Consider the following 22936-nt stretch of genomic DNA (forward strand, 5'->3'; position numbering starts at 1 on the left):
CGTGCGCGGCGGCCGGCCTCAGGTGAGCAGCGGCAGTGCCCGGTCGCGGACGTCGACGTAGCGTTCGTGCACCTGCGGGGTGGCGGCGGCGGTGACCTCCTCGGCCTCGACCGGCCACTGTGGCGGCTCGGCGGCACCGGACAGCGCCCAGGCCGCCTGCCGGGCCGCGCCGAGCGCCACGTACTCGGCGGGGCGGGGCACGCTCACCGGCGCGCCGAACAGTGCCGGCGCGATCGCCCGTACCGCATGGGACCGCGCCGCGCCGCCGACCAGCAGCACCCGGTCGACCGGCACGTCCTGGTCGCGCAGCGCGTCGAGGGCGTCGGCGATGCCGCCGAGCATGCCCTCCACCGCCGCGCGGGCCAGGTTCGCCGCCGACGCGTTCGCCCGGGTGATCCCGGCCAGCAGCCCGCGCGCGTCCGGCAGGTTCGGGGTGCGTTCCCCGTCCAGGTACGGCAGCAGCGTCAGCCCACCCGCGCCCGGCGGCGCCGACAATGCCAACCCGTCCAACTCGGCCAACGACCGGCCCAGCAGGTCGGCGACGGTGACCAGCACCCGGGCCGCGTTGAGCGTGCACACCAGCGGGAGGAACCGGCCGGTCGCGTCGGCGTAGCCGGCCACCAGCCCGCTCGGGTCGGCGGTCGGCATCTCACTCACCCCGGACACACATCCCGAGGTGCCCAGCGACACCACCACCTCGCCGGGGCGCAGGCCGACGCCGAACGCCGTACCCATGGTGTCGCCGGTGCCGGCCGACAGCAGCGCGCCGGACGCGGTCTCGCCGACCACCTCAGCCGGACCGGCGACCCGGGGCAGCGCCACGTCCCGGCCGAACGCGAGCCGCACCAGGTCCCGCCGGTAGTCCCCGGCCGCCGCCGACCAGTAGCCGGTGCCGGAGGCCTCACCCCGGTCGGTCGTCGGCCCGCCGCCGTCGGCGCGTAGCCGGTGGGTGAGCCAGTCGTGTGGCAGCAGCACCGTCTCCGTCCGGGCCGCGAGTTGCGGCTCGGCGCGGGCGAACCAGCGCAGCTTGGTGACCGTGAAGCTGGCCACCGGCACCAGCCCGACCGCCTCGGCCCACGCCTTCGGGCCGCCGAACTCGTCGGTGAGGTCGACCGCGGCCTGCGCCGACCGGGTGTCGTTCCACAGCAGGGCGTCCCGGATCACCTCGCCGGCGTCGTCGAGGCAGATCATGCCCTGCTGCTGCCCGCCGACGCCGACCGCGGCGACCCCGTCCAGCAGCCCGGCGCTGGCCTGCTCCCAGGCGGCCCACCACACGCGCGGATCGACCTCGGTGCCGTCCGGGTGCGGGGCGCGGCCCTCGCGCAGCACCTCGCCGGTGTCCGCGTCGCACACCACGACCTTCGTCGACTGGGTCGACGAGTCGACCCCGGCAACTAGTGTCAACGCACACCTCGCACGTGTCGAACCCACGGTCAGTCGAGGTCGACCTTACGCCCATCGATGGACCGGTCCAATGGTGATCTCCCGCAACGGTCAGAGAGCGGCGGTCAGAGGTACGTGACGTCGGTGAGCCGGGCCGCCGCCGCCCACATCCGCCGGCCGTTGCCCAGGTCGCGGGCCTGGGCGCTGGCCCGCACCTCGGTGACCGGGCCATGGATCTCCTGGAACCCGCGCGGCCCGAAGAACTGCCCACCCCGTACGCCGGGAGCGGTCGCCGCGTACAGCTGGGGTCGGGCCCCGGCCTCGACCGGGCTGACGACCAGTGACATGAGTCGGCTGGCGGCGCGCATCAGCCGGCCCCGGTCGGCCATCGCGCGCGGGGTGAGGTTGGTGCGGGTCATGCCGGGGTGGGCGAGCACGCTGACCACCGGCGACCCGGTGGCCCGCAGCCGCCGGTCCAGCTCCAGGCCGAGGATCGTGCCGACCAGCTTCGACAACGCGTACGCCCGGTTTCCGTTGTAGGACCGCTCCAACATCAGGTCATTCAGGTCGAGATTGCGCCATTTATGGACGATCGACGACACGGTGACCACCCTGGGTTCCTTGCCGGCGGTCAGCCGGTCCAGCAGCAGCCCGGTCAGCGCGTACGGACCGAGCGCGTTGGTGCCCACCTGCAGGTCGAACCCGTCCACGGTCAGCGGCGGTCGCGGGCCGGTCAGCACCAGCCCGGCGTTGTTGACCAGCAGGTCGAGGCCACCGGTGAGGTCGGCGGCGAAGGCCCGGATCGACGCGAGTGACGTCAGGTCCAGTCGGCGTACCTCGACGTCGGCACCCGGCACCTCGCGCCGGATCGTGGCGGCCGCTTCCTCGCCGGCCGCCACGTTGCGTACCGCCAGCACCACGGCGGCCCCGTGCCGGGCCAGCTCCAGCGCGGTGACCCGCCCCACGCCGGAGTTCGCGCCGGTCACCACCGCGCGCCGACCGTGCTGGTCGGGGATCTGCTCTTCGGTCCAGTTCCGCATGTCCTGCATGACCGTCGACGCTAAGTAGCTGGACGCACCACCGGAGAGACCTGGCCAACCTGGGACCACGGGACCTACCCTGCGGGGTGCGTCGACCGGCACACTCGACGGTGTGACGAGCACGGTCTACGCCCGCGAGCTGGCCGACTTCCTCCGAAACCGCCGCTCCCGGCTGCGGCCCGAGGAGATCGGGCTGGCACCCGGCCCGCGTCGGCGGGTCGCCGGCCTGCGCCGTGAGGAGCTGGCGCTGCTCGCCGGGGTGAGCACCGACTACTACCAGCGGCTGGAGCAGGGCCGCGACGTGCGCCCCTCCGACGACGTACTGACCGGCATCGCCCGCGCGCTCGCGCTCAACGCCGAGGAGACCCGGCACCTGCGGGCCCTGGCCCGCCGGGCACAGCAGCCACCGAAACCACGACGGCGTACCAGGGAGACGGTCCCGGAGAGCACCTGCCGGCTGATGCACAGCCTGCACACCCCGGCCGTGGTGGTCAGCCGGCACCTGGACCTGCTGGCCTGGAACGCCATGGCTGCCGCCCTCTACCCGGGTATCGGGCCGGCCAACGCGCTGATCGACATGTTCGACCATGCGCAGGCGCACGGCCGCTGTCCCGGCTGGGAGGAGACGGTGCTGGACTATCTGGGTTTCCTGCGGGCGGCGGTCGCCGCTGACCCGGAGCACCCACGCGCCCGGGAGATCGTCGGCACGCTCAGCATCCGCAGCGAGGAGTTCCGCCAGCTCTGGGCCCGCCACGAGGTGCGTGAGTCGGTCAGCGGCAGCAAGACGTTCCCGCATCCGCAGGTCGGTGACCTGCGGCTGGACTGGGATGCCTTCACCCCGCCGGGGCGCTCCGGCCCGATCCTGATCGTCTACACCGCCGCGCCGGGCAGCGCCGACGCCGAACGGCTGCAACTGCTCAGCGCGTACGCGAGCTGACGTCGTGGCCGAGCTGACGTCTCACTGGGTGACGGGTACCACTGGGTCGGGTCGGCGGCGGGCGAGCAGCAGCAAACCGAGCGTTCCCACGTAGAGCAGGGCGCCGACCGCGTACGGCATCCGGTAGCCGGCGTGCTGGGCGGCGCCGAGAACCGGGCCGGCGAGCAGCGCGCCGGTGGGGATCGCGTTCGAGTAGAGGGTGGAAGCCCGCCCCTGCTGCCGGGGCAGCATGTCCTGCATGTAGGTGATGCCGAGACCACCGAGCGCGGCGATCGACGCCGCGTTGAGTAACTGACCGACCAGCAGCGGCCACACCTGGTCCGAGACGGCGACCACCGTCATGTACGCCGCCCCGCAGCCGGCTCCGACGAGCAGCAGCCGGTGCACCGGGAGCCGGGTGGACAGCCAACCGAAGCCGAGAATGAGCGGGATCTCCAGCCCGGCGCACAGGCCCAGCAGCAGACCTGCGGTCCCGACACCGGACCCCAGGTCCCGGGTGACGTGCAGCGGCAGGGCCTGGATGGCGAGGTTGCTGGCGGCCCAGGTGAGTACGAACGCGGCGACGCTCAACCAGATCATCCGGCGGGAGGCGTCCGCCCCGTGCCGGTCGGTGTCCCGCGCCGCACCGACGTCCGGGCGGCGACGATGCCGGAAGGCGAGCAGGACGACGCCGCCGGCAACGGCGTACACCAGGGCGGAGACGCCGTAGGTGAGCCGGAACCCGCCGGCGGTGAGCAGCAGCGACGCCAGCGGCGGGCCGGCCACCCAGGCGACGGAGAACAGCGTACGGAACGTGCTCATCGCCATCGCGATCCGCGTGGACCCGGCCAGCGCCTCCCGGGCGTAGGCGAACATCTGCGGGACCACCACCTGCGCCGACGCGGTCAGTGTGACGGTGATGAGCAGAAAGACCGGGAAGTTCCGTACGACCGAGGTGAGTGCACTGGACAGGCACCCGGCCGACGCGGCGGCGACCAGCAGCCACCGGCGGCTCGGCAGCCGGTCGGACAGCCGTCCGACCACGGTGGCGATCACCACCGCCGAGACCGGGGCGGCGACCAGGCACAGCGCGATCTGCCCGGCGCTGGCCCGGACCGCGTCGTCGAGGAACAGGGTCAGGTACGGCGAGGCCATCGCGGTCGACAGACCGACGGCGACGCAGACGAAACCGAGCGCGGCCCAGGTGCGTACGCGGTTCAGGGCCTGCCACCCTCCCCGGCCCGATCCCCGGACTGCTCTCTGGACCGGGGGCGGGCCCGCAGGTGGGCGCGTTCGCCCTGCTGGCCGAAGAGGCTGAGGAACTCGACCGGCTCATCACCGACCGCGCCGAACCAGTGCGGCACCCTGGTGTCGAACTCCGCCGCCTCGCCGGGGGCCAGGATCAGATCGTGCTCACCGAGCAGGACACGTAGCCGCCCGTCGAGGACGTACAGCCATTCGTAGCCCTCGTGGGTCTTCAGCTCAGGCTCGCGGCGTGGGCTGCGTGTCGGGATGATCAGCTTGTACGCCTGGATACCGCCGGCCCGCTGACTGAGTGGAAGAACGGTCATCCCGAAGCGGCTGACCGGCCGCAGGTGGATGCGTGGGTCGCCGGTCGGCGGCGCGTCGACCAGTTCGTCCAGGCTGACCCCGTGGGCGCGGGCCAGGGGTAGCAGCAGCTCCAGGGTGGGTCGGCGGGTGCCGGATTCCAGCCGGGACAGGGTGCTCACCGAGATGCCGGTGGCTGCCGACAACTCGGCGAGGGTCGTCTCGCGCTGTTTGCGCAGCGCCCGCAGCCGCGGGCCGACCGAGTCGAGGGCATGGTCGAGGTCGTCGTCCATGCCACCCAGCTTGCCAGACCGGCAAGAGCATTTGCCGGTACGGTGGCATGGTCGACGGTGCCGTGCCGGACATGCCGGGCAGCGGCCTTGTCGACCCGGTGCCCGGCGCAGGCATACTCGGTTGGTGACCACTACCAAACAGCCACGGTTGGAGATCGAGTACTGCACGCAGTGCCGCTGGATGCTGCGCGCCGCATGGACGGCTCAGGAGCTGCTCACCACATTCGCGCTTCGGCTCGGTGAGGTGGCGCTGGTGCCGGGCACCGGCGGGGTGTTCGAGGTCAGGCTGGACGGTGAGACGATCTGGTCGCGCGGGGAGAGCGGCTTCCCGGGGATCCCCGAGCTGAAAAGACTGGTACGGGACCGCATCGCGCCCGACTTCAGCCTCGGCCACACCGACCGGGCCCTGCCGCACGGGCTCTGATCCGCCGCTCGGCTGTGCACCGTACGGCCACCGGGAGTCAACCCCTTGGATATCGACGTCGACCAAAATACGCTGGTCACTTCGGTCATCCAGGGAGGCCGCCTTGCGTCGATCCGCCAGCCTGAACCGTACCGCGATCCGCAGCCGGACCTGGATCGCAGCCGCAGCGCTGTCCACTGTGCTGGTAGTCGCTCCAGCCACGGCCGCGCGGGCCGCGAACCTGCCCAACCTGCCCCAGTCCGCCGGCGGTTACGAGCTGACGTTCTCCCCGGCCTACGACTACGACGGCGACGGGTGCTACCCGGTCGCGGCGATTGCCCCCGACGGCACCCTCAACGGCGGACTGAACACCACCGGGGCGGTCAACGGCAACTGCCGTGACCAGTCCGATCTCGACCGGACCCAGACGTACGCCAGGTCGAAGTGCAACAACGGCTGGTGCGCCATCGTGTACGCGAGTTACTTTGAGAAGGACCAGGTCCTGCCGGGCTGCTGCGGCCACCGGCACGACTGGGAGCACGTCGTCTCCTGGGTGAACCAGGCGTCGGACCAGGTCGACTACGTGTCCCGCACGGTGCACGGCGAGGTGCAGACCTATCCGCGGTCCTCGGTGCGGTTCGACGGCACGCATCCAAAGATCGTGTACCACAAGGAAGGCGCCTTCGGCTCGCACAACTTCCGGCTGGCGAACGGCAACGACGACCCGCCGGAGAACCACTACGGCACCTGGCGGTACCCGCCGGTCGTCGACTGGAACGGCTGGCCCAGCACGGCGCTGCGGGACCGGTTGATGACCGCCGACTTCGGCTCTGCCAGCATCAAGATCACTGATCGGGACGACCGGTTTCGTAACCTGCTGAACAGGTCTAAACCGGCAGGTATCCCCTTCAATCCGTGGGCCTGACCCATGATGTGTGCACTGCCCTGATGCCACAGGTGCATCAAGATGCACCTGTGGCATCAGCCTCGCTCAGATCGACCGACCATCAGCGGGCTGTGCGACGACTCTGGTGCGGCCCGGTCTCCCGCCACCTCGCCAGTGGGCTCATCGAGGTGACGCTGCGCGCCGAACCTGCGCGGTTCCTGAGGCGCAGCCCGGCGCGGAATGATCCGGTGGGCGGGGTCGTTGTGCATGGTCGCGCCGCGCACTCCGGTTCGCAGCCGCCAATCGGCAGTCAGGCTCCGGCCCGGCCAGTGGATCGGGTCGGTGGGCCCGGTCGGGAATCGTCGGCGGGCCGGCGTGGTTGTACATGGTCACGGCGCGCAGCAGCGCACCCGCGCCCCACCCCGGGGCGTGCCGGAGCCGCCGCGAGCCGACATCGCACGTCTGAGATCCCGTACCACCCGGATGACCGTTTACCGCGCACCCGCCCGCCCGTGACGGGTGTGCCCCCTCGGCAAACGGAAGGTGGACCCCCCATGACCACGATCATCACCCGCACCCTGCGTACCAGCCTGCGCACCACCGCCCTCGGCATCGCCGGGATCACCCTCGCCGGCGGCGCGGTCGCCGGCGGCGCCCTGGCCGCCGACCACGCCCCCACCGCCCTGGCCGCACCCGTGGCCGCCGCCAGCAGCGACAGCGTCGACACCGACAAGCTGACCCCGCACGGCGTGCAGGGCGAACAGTCCCGCATCACCCTGTCCGGCGAGCAGACCGACAACGTCAAGGGCATCATCGCCGCCACGAAGAAGGCCGGCATGGACGAGCGGGCCGCCGTGGTCGCCATCGCCACCGCCCTGCAGGAGTCCAAGCTGGAGAACCTCGGCCACCTCGGTGACCGCAACGACCACGACTCGCAGGGCCTGTTCCAGCAGCGCCCGTCGTCGGGCTGGGGCACCGTCGAGCAGATCACCGACGTCGAGTACTCCACCACCGCGTTCCTCGACGCCCTGAAGCAGGTCGACGGCTGGCAGGACATGCCGCTGACCGAGGCCGCCCAGGCGGTGCAGGTGTCGGCGTTCCCGTTCCACTACGCCCAGTGGGAGACCCAGGCCGCCGAACTGGTCGCCCAGCACTGGAACAGCTGACCCGAAACACCCAGAAGCTCACCGCGAGGGCCGGACCCCGGGCACGGGGTCCGGCCCTCGCGCTGCGTCGGATCCCGAGCCGCTGGGAAACTGACCAGGATCAGCCGGACAGTGACCGGCGGGCGGCGGCGACGACCACCGGGTCGGTGCAACCGGTCGCGTAGCCGGCGATGCGGCGGTGAATGTCGCGGCCCAGCAGCCACACCCCGATCCGGTCGGCGACCGGGCGCAGCGGTGCCGGCCGGCAGCGGAAGCTGTACCGCCAGGTCGCCACCGTGTGACCGGGCTCGGACGCCGGGGCGAACCGCCAACCGCCGGCGAACATCTCGAAGAACCACGGACCACGGACCATCTTCATGCCGACGTTGGTCGGTGGAGCGTACGAGACGTACTCGCTGAGCATCGTCAGGCCGTGCCGGGACCGGGTGAAGGTACGGACGCCCTTGCCGGGGCGGGCGGCACCGTTGACGAAGTGCTGTGCGCGGATGAACGGGTCCCAGCGGTGCCGGACCGGCGTGGTGGTCTGGGACACCGCGAAGGCGAGATCCGGCGGTACGGGGACGGTGACCACTGCTTCGACCACAGGCATCGGCCCATCCTCCGCCACCGGGGTGGCCAGACGGTGGGCCACCAGGTCGGCGATGACCGCACACCACCACCGAGCCGACCCGGGACCGTCCCATCGCAGCCGGCACCCCGGCCCGCGTAAGTTGGCAGCCGGCACCCCGGCCGCGCCGGTCAGAACAGGGTCAGCGGCTGTGCCGGGATCGGCTCGGGCAACGGGTCGAGTTGTGGCAGTGCGGCCCGTACCTCGTCGTGGAATCGGCGGGCCAGGGCCGGGGCGTCGGCGTTGTCCGGGGTGTGGATGAACACCGTGGGCGAGCGGCCCTGCCGCAGCCAGGCCACCGATGCCTCGACCCAGCGCCGCCAGCCGGCGACGGTCTGCTCGACGTCGTCGCGGCCGAGGTAGCGCACGATCGGCCGGTAGGTCAGTGCCCGGGTGCGCAGCGGGGCGCGGGGCTTCTTGACCCAGGCGTCGCGTTCGGCGTCGCTGGTCGGCCCGGCGGCGAAGAACGTCGTGGTGTCGAACGGCACCCACTCGGCGTCGACGTCGCTCAGTACCCCTTCGAGCAGCCGGGTCGCGGCCGGGTCGGTGAAGAACGCCCGGTGCCGGACCTCGACCGCGTACCGGTGGTCGCGGGGGAGCCGGCGCAGGAAGCGGGCCAGGACGGGCACGTCGTCAGGGCCGAACGATGCCGGCAGTTGGGCCCAGATCGCATGGGTACGCGGCCCGAGCGGGGCGATCGCGTCGAGGAAGGTGTTCAGCGGTTCGTCGGCGTCGGTGAGCCGGTGTTCGTGGGTGACGGTCTTCGGCAGCTTGAGCACGAAGCGGAAGTCGGGGTCGGTCTGCGCCGCCCAGGTGGCCACGGTCTCCCGGGTCGGGATGGCGTAGAAGGTGGTGTTGCCTTCGACCGCAGTGCACCAGGCGGCGTAGTGGCGCAGCCGCTCGGCCGGCGGCAGCGGGTGCGCGATCAGTCGCCCCTGCCAGGACTTGTGCGTCCACATCGCACAGCCAACGTACAGCCCGGGTCTGGTCGGCGACGGGGAGGCGGTGTCGGTGTTCGGCACGGCGACAACGATAGAGCCACCTGGTTGGAGCGCTGGACTTAACGCCTTATTCATCGACCTGTTTTGATTGAGGCGACTGAGAAGCTTAGATTCCCGGTGTCGACCTGCCCGCCGTATCCCCAGGCCGGAGCGCCCAACCCGGCTGCGGCGGGCAGCGACGCCAGGAGCACCCATGACCCGCCGTACCGTCAGTGCCCGACCAGCAGTCAGTGCCCGCCCTGCCATCGGCGTCCGCCGTGCCGTCAGCGCCGCCGTGGCCGCGACGGTCGCCGTCATCGTCGCACTCACCCTGACCACTGTCCCCGCCCAGGCCACGCCGCCCAACATCCCGTCGTACAGCACGGCGCTCAGCCGGCTGAACTCGCTGACCGTGGCCGCCGAGTCACACCAGTCCAGCTACAACCGGTCGCTGTTCCCGCACTGGATCACCATCACCGGCAGTTGCAACACCCGGGAGCAGGTGCTCAAGCGCGACGGCAGCAACGTCGTGGTCAACAGCAGTTGCTACCCGACCTCCGGGTCCTGGTACAGCCCGTTCGACGGGGCCACCTGGACGCAGGCGTCGGACGTCGACATCGACCACATGGTGCCGCTCGCCGAGGCGTGGCGTTCCGGTGCCTGGGCCTGGTCCACCGCTCGGCGTCAGACGTACGCCAACGACCTCGGCGGGCCGGAGCTGTGGGCGGTCACCGACAACGTCAACCAGGCCAAGGGCGACAAGGACCCGGCCGACTGGCAGCCGCCACTCGTCTCGTTCCGTTGCACCTACGCCCGAGCCTGGATCCAGGTGAAGTGGTACTACGACATGACAGTGGACAGCGCGGAGAAGTCCGCCCTGTCCGGCATGTTGGCCACCTGCTGACCCGGCGGCATGTTGGCCACCTGCTGGCCTGACCGACCTGTCGGGCAACCCGGTTACCCTGCCCCGCATGAGTCTTGCGGTAACGGTCGGGATCACCACGGCACTGTCCGGCATTGACGACGAGGGGGCGGCGCGTAGCCGCGCCGCCCTCGACCAGTTGAGCGCCGCGCTGGCCGCCGAGGGCGTCAGCTGGCAGGAGCAGTACGCCGCAGTGGTGCCGTCGACCCGGCCGCACCTGCGTAGCCTGCCGACCAGCTGGCTGCACCAGCTGCGCCGAGTGCTGGCCCTTGTGGATCTGGCCCGGCCGGTCACCCCGATCACCGACGCGAGTGGGCTGATCGCGGACCGGGAGCTGATCGACGATCAGGCGTCGTTGCTGGAGTCGCACCTGCTGTGCCACTCCGACACCGCCGGCTACTACGTGCCGGCCGATCTCGGCGAACCGGTGTTCCTGCCGGCCGAGGCCGGGGTGGCCGGCGGCGGCATCGTCGGTTCGGGTCAGGGTCTGCTCGCCGAGCTGCGGCGCTGCGCCCCGGCGATCGGCGTCCGGCTGGATCCGGCCGGAGATCTGCCGGACACCGAGGCGGCCCGGCTGTTCGCGGTGCCCGACGGCACGGCCTTCTCCGCCGAGACGCAGGCGTGGCTCACCCTGCACGAGGCGTGTCGGGCGAGCATCGCCTGCGGCCGGGCCCTCGTGTTCCACTGACTGACCCGGAACCTGACTCCCGACCCTGCCCGTACCGCCGGACGACCGGCTTCCGGCCGGGCGGCGCATCGCCCCCCGGCCGGCCGGTGCGCTCAGCGCAGCACGTGGAAAAGCTGTTCGATGGCAAAGTCCACGTCGGCCTCGTCGACGACCAGCGGCGGGGCCAGCCGGATCGTCGCACCGTGGGTGTCCTTCGTCAGTACGCCCCGCTCGGCGAGCCGTTCGCAGGCCTGCCGACCGGTCATCCGCCGCGGGGCCAGGTCCAGTCCGGCCCACAGCCCGCGACCGCGGACGGCGAGCAGCCGGCCGTCGTCGCGCAGCGCGTCGAGCCCGGCATGCAGCCGGGCCCCCAGCTGGGCCGAGCGACGCTGGTACTCGCCGGTGGCCAGCAGCCGGACCACCTCGGTGGCGACCGCGCAGGCGAGGGCGTTGCCGCCGAACGTCGAGCCGTGCTCGCCGGCGCGCAGCACGCCGAGCACCGGCCGGTCGGCGACCACCGCCGACACCGGCACGATGCCGCCGCCGAGCGCCTTGCCCAGTACGTACATGTCCGGCACCACGCCCTCGTGGTCGCAGGCGAACGTCGCCCCGGTGCGGCCCAGGCCGGACTGGATCTCGTCGGCGAGCAACAGCACGTCGTTGCGGGTGCACAGGTCGCGTACCCCGGTCAGGTAGCCGTCCGGCGGCACCACCACGCCCTGCTCGCCCTGGATCGGCTCCAGCAGCACCGCGACGCAGGTCTCGTCGATCGCGTCGGCCAGCGCGGCGAGGTCGCCGTACGGCACGATGGTGAACCCCGGGGTGTACGGCCCGAAGTCGGCGCGGGCCTCGGCGTCGGTGGAGAAGCTGACGATCGTCGTGGTCCGGCCGTGGAAGTTGCCGTCGGCCACGATGATGGTCGCCTGGCCGTCCGGTACGCCCTTGACCTGGTAGCCCCACTTGCGGGCGACCTTGATCGCGGTCTCCACCGCCTCGGCGCCGGTGTTCATCGGCAGCACCATGTCCTTGCCGCACAGCTCGGCCAGCTCGCGGCAGAAGTCGGCGAACCGGTCGTGGGTGAACGCCCGGCTGGTCAGGGTGAGCCGGTCCAGCTGGGCGTGCGCGGCGGCGGTCAACGTCGGATGCCGGTGGCCGAAGTTGAGTGCCGAGTAGCCGGCCAGGCAGTCGAGGTAGCGTCGGCCGTCGACGTCGGTGACCCAGGCGCCGGCGGCCTCGCTGATCACCACCGGTAGCGGGTGGTAGTTGTGCGCGGTCCAGCGTTGTGCGTCCCGTACCGCCCCCGGTGTCCGCAGCATCCCGTCGACGATCATCGGCTCGACCCCCTCAGCTCCAGGGTGCAGCATTTCGGGCCGCCGCCGGCCTTGCGTAGCTCGGACAGGTCGACCCCGATCGGGTGGTAGCCGCGTTCGCGCAGCGCCGCCGCCAGCCCATCGGCCTGCACCGGTAGCACGACGTGTCGGCCGTCGCTGACCGCGTTGAGGCCGAACGCGGCGGCGTCGGCCAGGCTGGCCGTGACGGCGTCCGGGAACAGCCGGCGCAGTACCGCCTGGCTGCCGGGGGAGAACGCTTCCGGCAGGTACGCGATGGTTCGCTCGTCGATCACGGCGAGCGCGGTGTCGAGGTGGTAGAAGCACGGGTCGACCAGTTGCAGGGTGACCACCGGACGGCCGAACACCTCCTGGGCGTGGGCGTGCGCGGCGTGCGAGGTGCGGAACCCGGTGCCGGCCAGCAGATAGTCGCCGACCACCAGGAAGTCGCCTTCGCCTTCGTTGACGTGTTTGGCCTCGTGCACCGGGAAGCCGGCCTGCTCCAGCCAGTCGCGGTAGGCGGGTGCCTCGTCGGCCCGTTGCGGCTCGCGGAACTGCACGGCCAGCGCCCGGTCGTCGATGACGGTGGCGCCGTTGGCGGCGAACACCATGTCGGGCAGACCGGGTAGCGGCTCGATCTCGTCGACCGTGTGCCCTAGTTCCAGGTACGTCCGGCGCAGCTGGTCCCATTGCGCGATCGCCAGCTCCCGGTCGACGGGGCGGGCCGGGTCCATCCACGGGTTGATCGCGTATTCCACGGCGAAGTACGTCGGCCGGCACATCAGGTACTGCCGGCGGGTGGCGTGCATCGTCATGCGACTGGCTCCTGAGGGTCGAAGGCGCGCCTCGGCGGTGGCCGTGGGCTGGCGCTTGCCCTCCACGCTAAGGGCTGAGACCCGCAGAAACCATTGTCAAGAGTTGCTTGTAGCGGCGAATCGTTGCGTCGTCGCCGGGTGCGACGTGTGTTTTGTTGCGTACACCTGCTTTCGGGGGGCGACCACGCCGTCGCCCCCCGAAGATGCGGTGCCCGGTGAACCACCGGGTCGGCCCTCTTGCGGTGAACCACCGCTGCCAGGCCCCTGCGGGCGGTGAACCACCGTCCCGACGTCACGATTGCCCGTCAGAAGATTCCGACAAACTGTGAGTCAAGCCACTGCCGTACCTGCTGCACCATGTCGGTCTCGGTGGTCAACCAGCTCAGCGCGCCGGTCAGCGCCAGGCTGCCGACGATCATCGTCCCGAGGGCGAGGACGATGCCCATCAGCGCCTCGGTCCGGCCGGCGATGTGCCGGCGGGCCGTCGCCGAGATCCCGCCGAGGCCGGTGGCGAGGGCGACCACCCCGATCGCGATGCCGTACGGTGCCAGCGGCCCGGACAGCACGAACAACGCGCCGGTGACCCCGGTGATCAGGCTGACCGTGGCCAGCAGGCTGGCCCGGGGCCGGGGGCCGGCCGGTGCCGGCGGGGGAGCCGGCCGGGGGTCGCTGCCCTCCCGGGCGGGCGGCTCGGGGCGCGGTCTCGGCGCCGTCGGCCGGGTGGCCGGGTCGGTGACCCCGTCCCGGGTGCCGGTCCGGGTCGTGTCGGCTCGGGTCGTGTCGGCTCGGGTCGTGTCGGCCCGCGTCCTGTCGGCCCGCGTCCTGCCGGCCCGCGTCCTGTCGGCCTCTGCGGCGTCGGCCGTGCCGGTCGCGGTCGTGGAGGTACCGCCGGTCGGTGGCGGGCCGTCCGCCGACCGCGTCGGCTCCGTGCGCCGGGACAGCGAGGGAATCCTGACCATGACAGACCTCCTTATCGGTACGCCGGACCGCACTGCGGCTGCGCGGGGGTCTCCGACGGTTGTCGGCTTGCAGTACCCGGATGTCCGGTCCGCCACACCAGTCACGGTCAAGCGGGTGGCGATACCCTCGGGCGGTCAGGTTCCGATCATGGGCGGGAGTAGCGGTGACGGTGCGGCCAGCAGGACCGGAAGCGGATCATGGAACGCGCGGTCCCGACGGTCCGCCGGAGCCCACGGACTACTTCCGTCAGCTGCTGTGGCGACGGCACATCGTCGGTCTCTGCCGCGCCGGGGCTGCCGCGACCCGCATCGGTGAGGCCGCCGCCGCGCGTACCGGCCGTAACCTCACCCAGTTCCTGGTGCTCGGCATGCTCGACGCCACCGGTCCCCGCTCCCAACAGGAGCTCAGCGACGGGTTACGGACAGACCGGACCACGATGGTCGGCACGGTCGACGCGCTGGAACGCGCCGGCCTGGTCACCCGGCAGCGCAATCCGACCAACCGGCGGGCGTACATCGTCACCATCAGTCCGGCCGGTCGGGCGGCCCTCGCGACGATCGCGACCGACGCGGCGACCCTCGAGACCCGGTTCTTCGAGCGCCTGACCGCCGACGAACGGAACCAGCTGGTCGGCCTGATCGGCAAGCTACTGATCGGTTCCGACGCCGGCCCGACGACGGGCTAGTCGGCCGCGCCCGGCCAACCGGCTGAGCTGCTTCCCTCCCTTGCCGCCCAGCGGGCGACCCGGCGCGGGTCGAGCGGGCCGCCGTGCCCGACGTGCAGCGTCGCCGGGCCGAGGGCCAGCATCGGCCGGCCGGCTGCCGGGCAGGCCCAGCATCGAGCTGGCGACCAGGTCTCCGGCGACGAGGTCGCCGCCGTCGATCAACAGGTAATCGTCAGGTGATCGACAGTTGACTCACATGCAATCAGCCGGGTCTGATCATGGTCAAGACGGCTGCGGCCGATAGGCTCTGCTGCCATGCCCGAAGGCCACACCATCCACCGGCTGGCCGCCCACCACGACGCCGTACTCGGCGGAGCGCGGGTCGTCGCGACCAGCCCGCAGGGTCGGTTCACCGCTGGCGCCGCCCGGCTCACCGGCGCCACCCTGGCCGCCACCGAGGCGTACGGCAAACACCTGCTGCACCACTACCGGGGCGGTCCGGGCGGCGGCATCCTGCACGTGCACCTGGGCCTCTACGGCACCGTCGCCGACGGGCCGGGACAGCCGCCGGCACCGGTCGGGCAGATCCGGCTGCGGCTGGTCGGCGGGCCGGCAGTGACAGCCGACGGATCGCCCGCCAGCGGGCCGCCCGCGACAGCCGGCGCGACGGACCGACAGCACTGGCTGGACCTGCGCGGACCGGCCGCCTGCGAACTGCTCACCGAGGCGGAGGCCGACGCCCTGCGCGACCGGCTCGGTGCCGATCCGCTGCGCGACGACGCCGACCCGCACACTGCCGGCGGCCGAATCCGGCGCAGCGCCAGACCGCTCGGCGCGCTGCTGCTCGACCAGACGATCGTCGCCGGGGTCGGCCTGGTCTACGCCACCGAGGTGCTGTTCCGGGCCGGGATCGCGCCGAGTACGCCGGGTCGGCGGCTGACCGCCGACCAGTGGCAGCGGATCTGGGCCGACCTGGTCACCCTGATGCGGATCGGGGTGCGCCGGGGCCGGATCGACACCGTACGCGACGAGCACCTGCCCGAGGCGATGGGCCGGGCGCCGCGCAACGACCGGCACGGTGGCGAGGTGTACGTCTACCGGCGCGCCGGCCAACCCTGCCTGTGCTGCGGCGCCACCGTGGCCGCCGGGGTGCTGGCCGCCCGGAACACCTACTGGTGCCCGACCTGCCAACCGGGCTGAGCCGCCGTCGTCACCACCATTTGCGCTTCGGCGGCCGCACCACGACCGAACCGAAGATCACGTTGCAGCCCACCTGGATGATCGGGGCGCCGGGCCGGGGCGGTGCGGTCAGCTTCGACTTCTTGTCGCCGAACACCGCCGTGCCGGTCATCCGGACGTCGACCCCTTCCGGCACGTACACGGTGACCGAGCCGAAGATGGCAGCCGCCTCGATAGTGGTCACCTGATGCTGGATCTGGGCGTCCTGCAGCTCGATCTTGCAGTCGCCGAAGACCGCCCGTGCCTCCAGCCGGTCCGGCACCAGCCAGTGTCCCTTGCGCACCTCGTCACCGAAAATCGCCACCATCCGCTCCACCGGGGCGGGCGGCGTCGCGCCGCCGCCCGGCACCGCCTGGTACGCCGGATAGCGCGCCGCCAGCGCACCCGGTCCGGCGGCGGCCGGCAGCCCACCCGACGACTCGGTGGGCAGGTCGGCGGTGAGCCGGGCCAGCTCACCCCGGGTCTTGGCCTGATGCGCCTCGGTGGCCCGGTCGGCGTACTCGTCGAGGGTCAGCCGGCCTTCCGCGGTCGCCTGGCCGAGCAGCTCCACCACCTGCTCCCGCTCGGCGTCGGAGACGCGTAAGTGATCGTCGCTGGGGTGGGTCGCCGGGTCCACCCGCCAAGCCTAACGGCCACGCCCAACGGCAACCGCCACCCGCCCGGTCCGGCGGGCGCCGGCTCACGGGGTCTCGGCGACGGCGTTGTTGGCCCGCCGGGCGGCGACCAGCACTGGATCCCAGACCGGCGAGTACGGCGGGGCGTAGCCCAGGTCGAGGGCGGTCATCTCGGCTACCGACATCCGGTTCCACACCGCGACGGACAGCACGTCGATCCGCTTCGCGGCCTCCGAGGTGCCGACGATCTGACCACCCAGCAGCTGCCCGGTGTGCTGCTCGGCGATCAGTTTGATGGTCATCGGTGCGGCACCGGGAAAGTAGCCGGCCCGGTTGTTCGACTCCACGGTGGCGCTCACATAGGCGTACCCGGCTTTCGCCGCCTCGCGTTCGAGCAGCCCGGTGCGGGCCACCTCCAGGTCACAGACCTTGGTGATCGCGGTGCCGATCACGCCGGGGAAGGTGGCGTAGCTGCCGCCGATGTTGATTCCGGCCACCCGGCCCTGCTTGTTGGCGTGGGTACCCAGTGGGATGTGCACCGGCTGGCCGCTGACCCGGTGGAAGGTCTCGACGCAGTCACCGGCCGCCCACACGTCGGGCACCCCGACCACCCGCATCTGCAGATCGGTACGGACCCCGCCAGTGACGCCGATCGGCAGGCCGGCCTGCTCGGCGAGCCCGGTGTTCGGCCGTACGCCCAGACCCAGCACCACGACGTCGGCCGGCACCGCGCCGGCGTCGGTCAGCACCTCGCAGACCCGCCCGTCGCGTTCGTGCAGGCCGGTGACTGACACGCCGGTACGCACGTCGATGCCGAGCCCGACCAGCGCCGAGCGGACCAGCGCCCCCATATCCGGGTCGACAGTGGACATCGGCTGTGGGCTGCGCTCCACCAGCGTCACCGCCAGGCCACGCCGGATCAACGCCTCGGCCATTTCCACCCCGATGTACCCGCCGCCGACCACCACCGCTCGGCGCGGCACCGGTTCCTGGTCGAGCCAGTCCCGTAGCGCCGCGCCGTCGTCGAGGGTCTGCACCCCGAACACGCCGGAGGCGGCGTTGCCCGCCCACGGCGGCTGCGCCGGCGCCGCTCCGGTGGCGTACACCAGGGTGTCGAACGGCTCGCGGACCTCCCGCCCGCCGTCGCCGAACGACGTGGCCACCACCTCCCGCGCGGCCAGGTCGATCCGGGTGACCTCGTGCCGGATGCGCACGTCGATGTGGTGGTCGCGGCGGAACGTCTCCGGGTCGCGGACGATCAGCTCCTGTGGGTCGTCGACCAGGCCGGAGATCCAGTACGGGATTCCGCAGGCCGAGTACGAGGTGAACCGGCCCCGCTCGAACGCGACGATGCTCAGCTCGTCGGGGCCACGCAGTTGCCGGGCCTGAGACGCGGCCGACATACCGGCTGCGTCACCACCGATCACCACCATCCGTTGCGTCATTTCACATCGTCTCCAGTCGGGTCTGCGCGGCCAGGTAGTCCACCACGGCGCCCAGGTCGCCGCTGCCGGCGTGCACGGCCCGCTGCCGGGCCGCCCCGGTGCCCCGGGCCCGCAGCCGGCCCAGCAGCGAGTCCACCAGCGCGACGTCGCCGTGCCGGTCGAGCTCGGGGCGGACGGTGTCGACCAGCCGGCGCAGCAGATGCCAGCCGGGACGCAACGCGGGTGCCCCGGTGATCAGGTCGACGGCCTGCCCCTCCAGCCCGTCGTGCGCGGCCCGCCAGTGGGCGGCGACCAGCACATGATGCTCCACGTCGACCGGTGGCCGGTCCTGTTCCACCGCGGTGAGCGCGGTGCCGACCAGACCGCGGACCAGTGCGGCGAGCAGGATCGTGTCGTCCAGGCTCGGGCAGACGTCGCCGATGCGGACCTCGACGGTGGGGTAGTGCGCCGACAGCCGGGCGTGCCAGTGGAGCATCCCTTCGTCAAGGATGAGACCGGCGGTGGTCAGGTCGTCGACCAGCGACCGGTAGTGCTCGTACGAGCGTAACCGTGGGGCCGGGGTAACCGCCGGCCAACGCTGCCACATCACCGACCGCCAACTGGCGTATCCGGTGTCGGTGCCGTGGAAGAACGGCGAGTTGGCGGTCGCCGCCTGCAGCACCGGCAGCCACGGGCGGAGGTGGTTGAGCACCTGTACGCCGACCTGCTGGTCCGGGACCGCGACGTGCACGTGCAGCCCGTTGGTACCCGGGCCGGGCAGCAGCCTGCCGTACCGTTCGACGATCCGGTGGAAGCGTGGGTCGTCGACCACGTCGACCACGTCGACCACGTCGGGCCGCGGTCCGGCGACCGGTGCGGTGCCGACGGCGAGCAGCCGGACACCGGCCCGATCGGCGGCGTCGGCGACCCCGCCGCGCAGCGTCCCGAGCGTGCGCCGCAGTGCCCGTAGGTCCAGGCCGGGTGGACTGCCGATTTCGATCTGGCTGGTCTGGAACTCCCGCTGCACCTGCCCGCGCAGCTCCGGCGGGATCTCGGCGAGCACCGCCGCGACCGCCGGTGCGGCGGCGCCCGACCGGCGGTCGACGAGCAGGAACTCCTCCTCCACACCGACGGTCAGCGCGTCGGGCCGGTGCCGGGCCGGCTCGGCGGCGACAGTACTGCTGGTCATCGGGCCATCCTGCGCCTTCGCGCGACCCGGCGGTACGGCTTTGCGGTGCCGCCCGCCGCGCCGGTCGGCTCAGCGTTCGCGGCGGGGTGGCCGGGGCAGCGGCACGTCGTGCCGACCGGCGATCAACTCCTGGACCCGGATCTTGGCCAGGATGATCGGTTGCCGGTAGCGGCGCTCGCGGTCGGCGGACCTGGCTCGCCGCCACTCGGCCCAGCGGCTCTCGCCGCGGTAGAACCAGCGTGCCCAGGGCGCGTGCGGCCGGGCCAGCCGCAGCGCGCCGACGATCAGCAGGACCGGCAGGAACAGTCCCAGCAGCCCGGTCCAGATCTTGCCCTTGAGCAGGGTGATCGCCGCCAGCACCAGGTTGATCACGATGAGCGCGGCACCGGCGAACTGTGCCGGGTCGGTCTCGCCGGTGAGGAATTCGTTGGCTCCCAGTGGTCGCAGGCCGAGCAGCAGCAGCCCGGAGACGGCGATCGCGACGAAGACCGCGTCGATCGAGGTGCGGCCGCGCTCCGACCAGTAGACGTCACTCAGATGCAGCAGCAGGGCGAACTCGTCGAGCACCAGCGCGGCGCCGACGCCGAACAGCGCGGCCGCCACCGCTCGCCACAAGGTCGTCTCCACCGGGATCGCCAGCCCGGCGACCCCGGCGACCAGCATGAAGACCACCCCGAAGACGACGTGGTGGATGTGCAGGTCGCCCCGGGTGACGTTGCCGGGCCACCAGCGCACCTGGGCCCGGATCATCCGGACCGAGAAGCGGATGAACGCGAAGCCGAGGACGACGCCGACGAAGAAACAGAACAGCGGCAGCCGCCCGGTCGAGACGATGGTCTGCTCGAACCAGCCGTTCACCGGACTCCTCCATGCGACACGCGCACCCTGTCTCCTTATCCACTGCTATGCAGGGATTTACCTGACTTTACGAGCTGCCCGGCCTGGCCGGACGGGTTCAGAGCCAGTCTCCACGCCGGTTGCGACATCGACATCGGTTGACAAGTCCGGCCTGGAGACGTACAAATCCGGAGAGCGCTCTCCCAAACGAGTTGAGTGCTCCCCGACCGTCCCCATCAGTCCTGATGTCCAAAGACCGAAGATCGACAACCACACCGGAGAAAACGCTCTCAGCCGGTCGACGGCATCTGCCCCGACCCGGACCAAGAATCGGCGACCGGCCATCCCCAGCAGGCCGTGACCGGCCCACACCCCAGCAGAGAGGCCAGTGATGAACTCACCCCCGCGACGCCCTCGTCGCCGCATCCGTACCCGGATCGTCGCCGCCGCAGCGGCGCTCACCGCGACCGCCGTCATCACCTCGGTCACCGCGCACGCCAACGCCGCGATCCCGCCCACCCCCAGCGGCTGGGACCTGGTCTGGAGCGACGACTTCACCGGCGCCGCGAACACCCTGCCCTCATCGGCCAACTGGATCATCGACACCGGCACCAGCTACCCCGGCGGTCCGCCGCAGTGGGGCACCGGCGAGATCCAGACCTACACCAACAGCACCGCCAACGTCCGGCACGACGGCAACGGCAACCTGCGGATCACCCCGATCCGCGACGGCGCCGGCAACTGGACCTCGGCCCGGATCGAGACGGTACGCAGCAACTTCAAGCCACCGTCCGGTGGTGTGATGGCGATCGAAGGCCGGATCCAGGTGCCCAACGTGACCGGGGCCGCCGCCTCCGGCTACTGGCCGGCGTTCTGGGCGCTCGGCTCGCCGTACCGGGGCAACTACCAGAACTGGCCGGCGATCGGCGAGTTCGACGTGATGGAGAACGTCAACGGGCTGAACAACGTGTGGGGCGTACTGCACTGCGGTGTCGCCCCGGGCGGACCGTGCGACGAGTTCAACGGCATCGGCGGATCCCGGCCCTGCCCCGGCGCCTCCTGCCAGTCGGCGTTCCACACCTACCGCTTCGAGTGGGACGCCAGCGCCAGCCCGCAGCAACTGCGGTGGTACGTCGACGGACAGCACTACCACACGGTCACCCAGGGGCAGATCCCCGAGCCGCACTGGTCCAACATGACCACCCACGCCGGCTACTTCATCCTGCTCAACGTGGCGATGGGCGGTGCCTTCCCGAACGGGGTCGCCGGCTCCACCACGCCGACGGCGAACACCGTCTCCGGCGTACCGATGCTGGTCGACTACGTCGCGGTCTACACCCGCGGCGGGTCGAACCCGCCGCCGACCACCCCACCGCCGCCGACCACCCCGCCGCCCGGCGGTGGGGTGAACGCGTACGCCGCGATCCAGGCCGAGGCGTTCAACGCCCAGAACGGGGTCGGGACCGAGGCGTGCAGTGAGGGCGGCCAGAACATCGGCTGGCTGGCCAACGGCGACTGGGCGCGTTACGACAACGTCGACTTCGGATCGACGCCGCCGCGTGACTTCGTCGCCAGGGTCGCCTCCGGCGCCGGTGCCGGGGTCAGCGGCCTGGTCCAGGTCCGCATCGGCAGCCCGACCGCCGCGCCGATCGGCAGCTTCGCCGTCGGTGACACCGGCGGTTGGCAGACCTGGCGTACGGTGCCCGGCAACGTCTCCGGGGTGACCGGCCGGCAGACGGTCTACCTGACCTTCAGCAGCGGCCAGCCGAACGACTTCGTCAACGTCAACTGGTTCCACTTCCGCCGCTGACCCCGACGGGGAGCCCGGCCGGTCGACCCGCTTCGGTGGGCCGAGCCGGGCTCCCCTGGCCCGCGATGGGCGCGAGCGGCGAAGGGTTCAGCCTGGCGAAGCCCTCCTGCCGCTGGTAGGGAAAGTACGGGTACGGGGCGGTACGGCTGCTGGCGTGGTCGAGCCGGGCCGTCTGTTCGGGAGTGGGCGACCAGCCGACAGCGCCGATGCTCTGCCGGAGTTGCTCCTCGTTGCGGGCTCCGATGATGACGGTGGCCACGGTGGGTCGTTGCAGCAGCCAGTTGACCGCGATCTGCGGCACCGCCCGGCCGGTCTCGCGGGACAGCTCCTCGAGGACGTCCACGACGTGGAACACGTACTCGTCGTCGACCGGTGGACCGTAGGTGGCGGTTGCGTGCAGCCGGCTGGTGGGCGGTGGTGGTGTGTCGCGGCGGATCCGACCGGTGAGTCGTCCCCAGCCGAGCGGGCTCCACACGACGGCTCCGACGCCCTGGTCGAGGCCCAGGGGCAGGAGTTCCCACTCGTAGTCCCGGCCGACGAGTGAGTAGTAGACCTGGTGAGCCACGTACCGGCGGCGGTGGTCCCGGTCGGCTGCGGCGAGGGACTTCATCAGCTGCCAGCCGGCGAAGTTGGAGACGCCGAGGTAGCGGAGCTTCCCGTCGCGTACGCGTACCAGGTCGTCGAGGGTCGCGACGACCTCGTCGACGGGCGTCGCGGCGTCGAAGGCGTGCAGCTGGAACAGATCGATGTGGTCGGTGCCGAGCCGGCGCAGCGCCGCGTCGACCGACCGGATGAGCCGCGTGTGTGAGGTTCCCGCGTCGTTCGGTCCGTCGCCGGTCGGCAGGCCACTCTTGGTCGAGATCAGCACGGCGTCGCGCCGGCCCTTGCGGCAGCGGCAGCCGCCCGCGTCGGCGTCTACGCGTCTGCCAGTGGTCTCAACTAGAAGCAGGTCGGCGCAACCGAGATCCACTGGGGGACGGTACGTTCACTGGCGGTGGCCGGTTCCCGGGTGAGGCGTTCCCGGACCAGGTCGTCACCCAGCCGCCGCCGGTGTCAACGCACACCACGAAGCCTGCGAAGCGTCCCGCCGGGCGACGTCGTCTCTGGAGCTGGACGACGTTCTGCAGGGCAACCGGCGAGGTCCGCTTCCGCTGCGTTGGGTGTGCCTGCACGTGCTGCGCGAGCTTGCCCAGCACTGTGGGCACGCGGACATCCTCCGCGAGCAGCTCGTCAACGAGTAGTACG

Annotated in this window: 23 protein-coding genes and 1 pseudogene; 10 read left to right on the top strand and 14 right to left on the bottom strand. The window is 71.8% G+C overall.

The window, feature by feature from the left end; genetic code table 11:
- Positions 1-18: 18 nt before the first annotated feature.
- The gene (xylB, locus tag O7621_RS12715) at positions 19-1404 is read right to left on the bottom strand and encodes a xylulokinase (protein WP_282234146.1); all 1386 of its coding nucleotides are present in this window, start codon (positions 1402-1404) and stop codon (positions 19-21) included.
- 104 nt (positions 1405-1508) lie between these two features.
- The gene (locus tag O7621_RS12720; protein WP_348775301.1) at positions 1509-2432 is read right to left on the bottom strand and encodes an oxidoreductase; all 924 of its coding nucleotides are present in this window, start codon (positions 2430-2432) and stop codon (positions 1509-1511) included.
- A 103-nt stretch (positions 2433-2535) separates the two neighbouring features.
- On the opposite strand from O7621_RS12720, the gene O7621_RS12725 reads away from it, so the two are divergent.
- Positions 2536-3360 carry a helix-turn-helix transcriptional regulator gene (locus tag O7621_RS12725; protein ID WP_282234147.1) on the top strand — a complete coding sequence of 275 codons (825 nt, stop codon included), beginning with the start codon at positions 2536-2538 and terminating at the stop codon, positions 3358-3360.
- Positions 3361-3381: 21 nt separating this feature from the next.
- On the opposite strand, the gene O7621_RS12730 is transcribed toward O7621_RS12725, so the two are convergent.
- Both O7621_RS12730 and O7621_RS12735 read right to left on the bottom strand, forming a co-directional pair.
- Complete coding sequence (locus O7621_RS12730; RefSeq protein WP_282234569.1) at positions 3382-4560, bottom strand: sugar efflux transporter; 1179 nt, start codon at positions 4558-4560, stop codon at positions 3382-3384.
- A complete protein-coding gene (locus tag O7621_RS12735) occupies positions 4557-5180 on the bottom strand; it encodes an XRE family transcriptional regulator (protein WP_282234148.1) in 624 nt (207 codons plus the stop codon). The genes O7621_RS12730 and O7621_RS12735 overlap by 4 nt, the downstream gene beginning before the upstream one ends.
- Before the next feature lie 124 nt (positions 5181-5304).
- On the opposite strand from O7621_RS12735, the gene O7621_RS12740 reads away from it, so the two are divergent.
- The 3 genes from O7621_RS12740 to O7621_RS12750 all read left to right on the top strand — a co-directional run bounded on the left by O7621_RS12740 (position 5305) and on the right by O7621_RS12750 (position 7635).
- Positions 5305-5604 carry a SelT/SelW/SelH family protein gene (locus O7621_RS12740; RefSeq protein ID WP_278167378.1) on the top strand — a complete coding sequence of 100 codons (300 nt, stop codon included), beginning with the start codon at positions 5305-5307 and terminating at the stop codon, positions 5602-5604.
- 103 nt (positions 5605-5707) lie between these two features.
- On the top strand, positions 5708-6508 hold the full coding sequence (locus O7621_RS12745) for an NPP1 family protein (protein WP_282234149.1): 801 nt from the start codon (positions 5708-5710) through the stop codon (positions 6506-6508).
- Between the two features lie 539 nt (positions 6509-7047).
- A complete protein-coding gene (locus O7621_RS12750) occupies positions 7048-7635 on the top strand; it encodes a hypothetical protein (RefSeq protein ID WP_282234570.1) in 588 nt (195 codons plus the stop codon).
- Between the two features lie 100 nt (positions 7636-7735).
- Here the strand turns inward: O7621_RS12750 and O7621_RS12755 are convergent, their stop codons facing one another.
- Together O7621_RS12755 and O7621_RS12760 are read right to left on the bottom strand one after the other, a co-directional pair.
- On the bottom strand, positions 7736-8224 hold the full coding sequence (locus O7621_RS12755; protein ID WP_282234150.1) for an SRPBCC family protein: 489 nt from the start codon (positions 8222-8224) through the stop codon (positions 7736-7738).
- 149 nt (positions 8225-8373) lie between these two features.
- Entirely contained in the window at positions 8374-9201 is an 828-nt protein-coding gene (locus O7621_RS12760; RefSeq protein ID WP_282234571.1) for a DUF72 domain-containing protein, read from the bottom strand.
- A 235-nt stretch (positions 9202-9436) separates the two neighbouring features.
- On the opposite strand from O7621_RS12760, the gene O7621_RS12765 reads away from it, so the two are divergent.
- Both O7621_RS12765 and O7621_RS12770 read left to right on the top strand, forming a co-directional pair.
- Entirely contained in the window at positions 9437-10126 is a 690-nt protein-coding gene (locus O7621_RS12765) for an HNH endonuclease family protein (protein WP_282234151.1), read from the top strand.
- Positions 10127-10193: 67 nt separating this feature from the next.
- The gene (locus O7621_RS12770) at positions 10194-10832 is read left to right on the top strand and encodes a hypothetical protein (RefSeq protein WP_282234152.1); all 639 of its coding nucleotides are present in this window, start codon (positions 10194-10196) and stop codon (positions 10830-10832) included.
- 92 nt (positions 10833-10924) lie between these two features.
- Here the strand turns inward: O7621_RS12770 and rocD are convergent, their stop codons facing one another.
- The 3 genes from rocD to O7621_RS12785 form a co-directional block, all read right to left on the bottom strand.
- A complete protein-coding gene (rocD, locus tag O7621_RS12775) occupies positions 10925-12139 on the bottom strand; it encodes an ornithine--oxo-acid transaminase (protein ID WP_282234572.1) in 1215 nt (404 codons plus the stop codon).
- Positions 12139-12948 (bottom strand): dimethylargininase, encoded by an 810-nt coding sequence (gene ddaH, locus O7621_RS12780; RefSeq protein ID WP_282234573.1) that lies wholly within the window; start codon positions 12946-12948, stop codon positions 12139-12141. The genes rocD and ddaH overlap by 1 nt, the downstream gene beginning before the upstream one ends.
- Positions 12949-13259: 311 nt before the next feature.
- The gene (locus O7621_RS12785; protein WP_282234153.1) at positions 13260-13913 is read right to left on the bottom strand and encodes a hypothetical protein; all 654 of its coding nucleotides are present in this window, start codon (positions 13911-13913) and stop codon (positions 13260-13262) included.
- Between the two features lie 164 nt (positions 13914-14077).
- Between O7621_RS12785 and O7621_RS12790 the strand changes: the two genes are divergently transcribed.
- Together O7621_RS12790 and O7621_RS12795 are read left to right on the top strand one after the other, a co-directional pair.
- Complete coding sequence (locus tag O7621_RS12790; RefSeq protein WP_282234154.1) at positions 14078-14599, top strand: MarR family transcriptional regulator; 522 nt, start codon at positions 14078-14080, stop codon at positions 14597-14599.
- A gap of 294 nt (positions 14600-14893) precedes the next feature.
- The gene (locus O7621_RS12795; protein ID WP_282234155.1) at positions 14894-15778 is read left to right on the top strand and encodes a DNA-formamidopyrimidine glycosylase family protein; all 885 of its coding nucleotides are present in this window, start codon (positions 14894-14896) and stop codon (positions 15776-15778) included.
- 10 nt (positions 15779-15788) lie between these two features.
- Here the strand turns inward: O7621_RS12795 and O7621_RS12800 are convergent, their stop codons facing one another.
- The 4 genes from O7621_RS12800 to O7621_RS12815 all read right to left on the bottom strand — a co-directional run bounded on the left by O7621_RS12800 (position 15789) and on the right by O7621_RS12815 (position 19902).
- On the bottom strand, positions 15789-16433 hold the full coding sequence (locus O7621_RS12800) for a DUF1707 domain-containing protein (RefSeq protein ID WP_282234156.1): 645 nt from the start codon (positions 16431-16433) through the stop codon (positions 15789-15791).
- 63 nt (positions 16434-16496) lie between these two features.
- Positions 16497-17876 (bottom strand): FAD-dependent oxidoreductase, encoded by a 1380-nt coding sequence (locus O7621_RS12805; protein ID WP_282234157.1) that lies wholly within the window; start codon positions 17874-17876, stop codon positions 16497-16499.
- A 1-nt stretch (position 17877) separates the two neighbouring features.
- Complete coding sequence (locus O7621_RS12810; RefSeq protein WP_282234158.1) at positions 17878-19044, bottom strand: glutamate--cysteine ligase; 1167 nt, start codon at positions 19042-19044, stop codon at positions 17878-17880.
- 69 nt (positions 19045-19113) lie between these two features.
- Positions 19114-19902: a hypothetical protein gene (locus tag O7621_RS12815; RefSeq protein ID WP_282234159.1), complete on the bottom strand. Its 789-nt coding sequence runs from the start codon at positions 19900-19902 to the stop codon at positions 19114-19116.
- A gap of 370 nt (positions 19903-20272) precedes the next feature.
- Between O7621_RS12815 and O7621_RS12820 the strand changes: the two genes are divergently transcribed.
- A complete protein-coding gene (locus O7621_RS12820; RefSeq protein ID WP_282234160.1) occupies positions 20273-21691 on the top strand; it encodes a carbohydrate-binding protein in 1419 nt (472 codons plus the stop codon).
- On the opposite strand, the gene O7621_RS12825 is transcribed toward O7621_RS12820, so the two are convergent.
- Complete coding sequence (locus O7621_RS12825; RefSeq protein WP_282234161.1) at positions 21666-22661, bottom strand: aldo/keto reductase; 996 nt, start codon at positions 22659-22661, stop codon at positions 21666-21668. The two genes, O7621_RS12820 and O7621_RS12825, sit on opposite strands and share 26 nt — an antisense overlap.
- Positions 22662-22749: 88 nt before the next feature.
- Between O7621_RS12825 and O7621_RS12830 the strand changes: the two are divergent.
- Positions 22750-22932 (top strand): annotated as a pseudogene (locus O7621_RS12830) (DUF664 domain-containing protein); the annotation flags it as partial.
- Positions 22933-22936: the final 4 nt, after the last annotated feature.

The sequence above is a fragment of the Solwaraspora sp. WMMD937 genome, from assembly GCF_029581175.1.
In the GTDB taxonomy this organism is placed as follows: domain Bacteria; phylum Actinomycetota; class Actinomycetes; order Mycobacteriales; family Micromonosporaceae; genus Micromonospora_E.

Excerpts from the sequence above, each read along its gene's own strand:
- O7621_RS12720 (WP_348775301.1), bottom strand. The coding sequence starts at position 2,432 with ATGCAGGACATGCGGAACTGGACCGAAGAGCAGATCCCCGACCAGCAC.
- O7621_RS12735 (WP_282234148.1), bottom strand. The coding sequence starts at position 5,180 with ATGGACGACGACCTCGACCATGCCCTCGACTCGGTCGGCCCGCGGCTG.
- O7621_RS12755 (WP_282234150.1), bottom strand. The coding sequence starts at position 8,224 with ATGCCTGTGGTCGAAGCAGTGGTCACCGTCCCCGTACCGCCGGATCTC.
- O7621_RS12760 (WP_282234571.1), bottom strand. The coding sequence starts at position 9,201 with ATGTGGACGCACAAGTCCTGGCAGGGGCGACTGATCGCGCACCCGCTG.
- O7621_RS12765 (WP_282234151.1), top strand. The coding sequence starts at position 9,437 with ATGACCCGCCGTACCGTCAGTGCCCGACCAGCAGTCAGTGCCCGCCCT.
- O7621_RS12770 (WP_282234152.1), top strand. The coding sequence starts at position 10,194 with ATGAGTCTTGCGGTAACGGTCGGGATCACCACGGCACTGTCCGGCATT.
- ddaH (WP_282234573.1), bottom strand. The coding sequence starts at position 12,948 with ATGCACGCCACCCGCCGGCAGTACCTGATGTGCCGGCCGACGTACTTC.
- O7621_RS12785 (WP_282234153.1), bottom strand. The coding sequence starts at position 13,913 with ATGGTCAGGATTCCCTCGCTGTCCCGGCGCACGGAGCCGACGCGGTCG.
- O7621_RS12795 (WP_282234155.1), top strand. The coding sequence starts at position 14,894 with ATGCCCGAAGGCCACACCATCCACCGGCTGGCCGCCCACCACGACGCC.
- O7621_RS12805 (WP_282234157.1), bottom strand. The coding sequence starts at position 17,876 with ATGACGCAACGGATGGTGGTGATCGGTGGTGACGCAGCCGGTATGTCG.
- O7621_RS12810 (WP_282234158.1), bottom strand. The coding sequence starts at position 19,044 with ATGACCAGCAGTACTGTCGCCGCCGAGCCGGCCCGGCACCGGCCCGAC.
- O7621_RS12820 (WP_282234160.1), top strand. The coding sequence starts at position 20,273 with ATGAACTCACCCCCGCGACGCCCTCGTCGCCGCATCCGTACCCGGATC.